Annotated in this window: 1 protein-coding gene; it reads right to left on the minus strand. The window is 74.9% G+C overall.

Features of this window, described 5'->3' with window-relative positions; translation table 11 throughout:
* The coding region (locus ACZ5D2_RS40785) for a type I polyketide synthase (protein ID WP_468936786.1) at positions 1–4,340 on the minus strand (4,340 nt) is incomplete at both ends.

Raw genomic sequence — 4,340 nt, forward strand, 5'->3', positions numbered from 1 at the left:
CCCCCCTCCACGACCAGCCGCCACAGATCCTCCGGAGACCGCACCCCACCCGGATAACGGCAGCTCATCCCCACGATCGCGATCGGCTCATCAGCGGAAACGACCGGTGCCGGAGCGTGTTCCGGGGCTCCGGGCCGCGTGCCGACGAGTTCGGTGAGCAGGTGGCGGGTGAGCGCCTCGGGCGTGGGGTGGTCGAAGACGAGGGTCGCGGGCAGCCGCAGGCCGGTGGCCGTGTTGAGGGAGTTGCGGAGTTCGACGGCGGTGAGCGAGTCGAAACCGAGGTCCCTGAACTGCCGGTCCACCGCGACCGACCGGACGGATGCGTGGCCGAGCACCGCGGCCGCCTGGGTCCGGACGATGCCGAGGACGACGTCGTACCGCTCGGCGGGCGGCAGGGCCGCGATGCGGTCGGCCGGTGAGGAACCCGTCGCGTTCTGCCGCGCGTCGTGCAGCGTACGCCGTACGGAGCCCCGTACGAGCTGCCGGAACAGCGGGGGCAGGGCGCCGGCGCGGGCCTGTGCCCGGAGCGCGGTGGTGTCCAGGCGGACGGGGACCACCGTGGCGAGGGCGGAGCGGCAGGCGGCGTCGAACAGCGCGAGGCCCTCCTGTGCCTCCAGCGCGATCAGCCCCGACCGGCTGATCCTGCGCCGGTCCGCGGCGGCCAGGTCGGCCGTGAGCGCGCTGGTCTCCGCCCACAGGCCCCAGGCGATCGACACGGCGGGCAGCCCGGCGGCCTGACGGGCTTCGGCCAGGGCGTCGAGGTAGGAGTTCGCGGCGGCGTAGTTGGCCTGTCCCGCGCTGCCGAGGGTGCCCGCGGCGGAGGAGAAGAGGACGAAGGCGGTGAGGTCGGCGTCGCGGGTCAGCTCGTGCAGGTTGAGGGCGGCATCGGCCTTGGGGCGGAAGACGCGGTCGACGCGCTCGGGGGTGAGCGCGGGGACGATCCCGTCATCGGTGACGCCCGCAGCGTGGACCACTCCGGTCAGCGGCCGGTCGGCCGGTACCGACGCCAGCAGCTCGGCCAGCGCCGTGCGGTCCGCCACGTCGCAGCGGACGGTCCGTGCCTCGGCGCCCAGCGTCGCCAGCTCCTCGGCGAACTCCGCCGCGCCCTCGGCGTCCGGGCCCCGCCGGCTCGCCAGCAGCAGGTGCCGCACCCCGTACTCGGTGACCAGGTGGCGTGCGACGAGGCGCCCCAGCGCACCGGAGGCTCCGGTCACCAGGACCGTTCCGCCGGCCGAGAAGGCGGGACGGCGACCCGTGCCGTCGGCATCGGCATCGGCATCGGCATCGGCGGGAGGTTCGGTGGACGTGGCGTCGACCCGGGTCAGCCGCGGAGCGAGCAGCGCGCCGTCCCGGACCGCCACCTGAGGCTCGCCCGAGGCCACCGCGGCGACGAGCGGGGCGGTGGCGAGGGCGTCCGTGTCGGTGTCGGTGTCGCCCGTGACGTCCACCAGCACGAACCGGCCGGGGTTCTCCGACTGCGCCGAGCGCACCAGTCCCCATACCGAGGCCTGCGCCGCGTCCACGCCGGCGGCTTCGGTGCCGGTGTTCACCGCCCCTCGCGTCACGATGACCAGGCGCGATGCGGCGAAGCGGGGTTCCGCCAGCCACTCCTGGAGCAGGGCCAGCACCCGCTGCGCGGTTGCGGCGGCCGATGTGTCCGCACTGCCGTCGGTGTCGCCCGGGACCACGACGGCCACCGCCTGCGGCGTCGGGGCCTGCGCCCCGTCCGGAGCCGGCAGGCTCGCGCGCACCACCACGTCCACGGGCTCCGCACCCGGGGCCGGATCGCAGCGCTCCCAGTCCACCCGGAAGAGTGAATCCCGGAGCGTCGAAGCCCCCTGCCCACCACTCGCTTCGGCGAGTTGCCCGGGTGTCACCGCCCGCAGCGTCAGTGAGTCGACCGATGCCACGGGCCGGCCCAGACCGTCGGTGACCTCCAGGCAGACCGAGTCCGCCGCGGAGCCGGCACGGGTCAGACGGACCCGCAGCGTCTCGGCGCCGGTTCCGTGCACGCTCACACCGCTCCAGGCGAACGGCAACCGTCCGTCGTGCCCGGCCGCGGGGAAGTCGCCCACGATCATGGCGTGCAGCGCGGCGTCGAGGAGGGCGGGATGCACGGCGAACCCGTCGACGGAGGTGTCGTCGGGCAGCCCGACCTCGGCGAAGAGCTCGTCCTCCCCCCGCCGCCACACCGCGCGCAGGCCCTGGAACACGGGCCCGTACGCGAAGCCGGCGTCGGCCAGCCGCCCGTAGCAGTCGTGGATGTCGACGGCGGTGGTGTCGGCCGGCGGCCATGCCCCGGCCGTCCCCGGCGTGCCCGGGACGTCGGGCGCGTACGTCGCGCCGGTGTCGGGGACGAGGAAGCCCGTGGCGTGACGGGTCCAGGGCAGCTCCGCGGCGGCCCCGTCGATCGCATCGGCACGCGAGTAGATCCGCACCGTACGCCGGTCCGCCTCGTCGGCGGCTCCGACCACCACCCGTACCTGGACCGCACCGTGGTCCGGGAGCACCAGGGGCGCCGCCAGGGTGAGTTCGTCGACGCGACCGCAGTCGAGCTCGTCGCCGGCCCGTACGGCCATCTCCAGGAAGGCGGTTCCGGGCAGCAGCGTCACACCGGAGACCGCGTGGTCCGCCAGCCAGGGGTGCGTGGCCAGCGACAGCCGACCGGTCAGCAGCGAGCCGGCGCCGTCCGGCAGCAGGGCCGCCGCGCCGAACAGGGCGTGTCCGGCGGCGGTCAGGCCGGCCGCGGCGACATCGCCGGGGGCGGTGGGCGCGTCGAGCCAGAAGTGCTCGTACTGGAAGGCGTAGGTGGGCAGTTCGACACTGCGGGTGCTTCGCCCGGCGTAGACGGCCGTCCAATCGACGGGTACGCCGTGGACGTGGAGGTGGGCGAGGGCGGTGGTGACGGCCAGGTCCTCGGCGCGGTCGGCCCGCAGGAGCGGAACCGTGACCGCTTGCTCGTCGAGGGAATCCTGGGCCATGGCCGTCAGGACACCGCCCGGACCGACCTCCAGGAAGGTACGGACGCCCAGGCCGGCGAGGCAGGTCACCGCGTCGGCGAAGCGGACGGCCTCGCGGACGTGGCGCACCCAGTAGTCGGTCGAGGAGAGCTCTTCCGCCGTGGCCGGAGCGCCGGTGAGGGTGGAGACGAGCGGCAGGCGCGGCGCTCCGAAGGAAACACCGTCCACGACGGCCCGGAACTCGGCGAGCATCGGGTCCATCAGCGGGGAGTGGAAGGCGTGGGACACGGAGAGCGCCTTGGACTTGCGGCCGTCGGCCGCGAGACGGTCCACGACCGCCGCCACCGCGTCCCGGTCACCCGAAACCACCACGGCGGAGGGGCCGTTGACCGCCGCGATGCCGGCACGGTCCTCGTACCCGGCCAGCAGGTCCCGTACCTCGGCCTCCGAGGCCTGTACCGCCACCATCGCTCCACCGTCGGGAAGCGCCTCCATGAGGCGCCCGCGCGCGGCCACCAGCGCCGCGGCGTCTTCGAGCGAGAGCACGCCCGCCACGTGGGCCGCCGCGAACTCGCCCACCGAATGGCCCGCCAGGAAGTCCGGACGGACGCCCCACGACTCCACGAGCCGGAACAGGGCCACTTCGACGGCGAAGAGCGCCGGCTGCGCCTGAGCCGTCCGGTGCAGGAGTTCGGGGTCCTCGCCGAACACCACGTCCTTGACCGGCTGTTCGAGGTGTGCGTCGAGTGCGGAGCAGGCGGCGTCGAAGGCCTCGGCGAAGGCCGGGAAGGCCGCGTACAGTTCGCGTCCGGCTCCGAGCCGCTGGCTCCCCTGCCCCGAGAACAGGAACGCGGTCCGGGGTCCGCCCGCGGGCGTGCCGGTCGACGTCTCGCCGCGCACGAGCGCGCCGGGCGCCGGGCGGCCCTCGGCGAGGGCACCCAGGGCGGCCATCAGCTCTTCGCGGCCGGTGCCGACGACCGCGGACCGGAGGTCCAGTGCTGCTCTGGAGGACGCAAGGGACAGGCCGATGTCGGCGGGGCCGAGGTCCGGGTGTTCGGTCAGGTGCGTCAGGAGGCGTCCGGCCTGCCGGCGCAGGGCCGCCGGGTCCTTGGCGGACAGCGGCCACGCGACCGCCGTGGCGGTGGTCGCCGTACCCTCAGCCGGCGAGGCCGCCGGCTCGCCGGTCGGCGGCTGCGGTTGCTCCGGCTGCTCGATGACCACGTGCGCGTTGGTGCCGCTGACGCCGAAGGAGGAGACGCCCGCCCGTCGCGGCCGTCCGTGCTCCGCCCATTCCACCGGTTCGGTGAGGAGTTTGACCGCGCCGGCCGACCAGTCGACGTGCGGCGAGGGCTCGTCGGCGTGCAGGGTCCGGGGCAGGAC

The organism is Streptomyces sp. NPDC031479 (genome assembly GCF_055581065.1).